At 31.7% G+C, this 401-nt stretch carries 1 protein-coding gene; it reads left to right on the top strand.

Going from position 1 to position 401, the window contains the following annotated elements:
- On the top strand, nt 1-401 hold a 401-nt coding region (locus Q0958_RS18875), incomplete at both ends, for an ABC transporter ATP-binding protein (protein ID WP_299126120.1).

The following is a 401-nucleotide window of genomic DNA, read 5'->3' as shown; positions in this document are numbered from 1 at the left end:
CATAATATGGAAGATGAAGAAAATCCAAATGATGAGAAAGTAACTAATATCCCAGATAATGCAGCTATTACATTAAAGAACATCTCATTCAGATATACAGGTGGATTAGAACCTGTACTTAAAGATTTATCTCTAGAAATACCAGCCAATAAAACCACTGCTATTGTTGGAGTTAGTGGAAGTGGAAAAACAACACTAATGAAATTATTACTTGGTTTTTATCAAGTAGACCAGGGAGACATTATGATTAATAATTTCAATCTTAAAAATATCTCACAAAAAGAATGGAGAAGAAATTCAGGAGTGGTGATGCAAGAGGGATACATTTTTAATGACTCCATAGCCAAAAACATTGCTGTAGGAGAAGATTATATAGATAAAGAAAAACTAGCACATGCTAT

Origin of the sequence: uncultured Tenacibaculum sp., from assembly GCF_947499065.1 — a bacterium.
Lineage (GTDB): Bacteria > Bacteroidota > Bacteroidia > Flavobacteriales > Flavobacteriaceae > Polaribacter.
The sequence above is the reverse complement of the archived record's forward strand: the minus strand, read 5'-3'. Positions and strand labels throughout refer to the sequence as shown.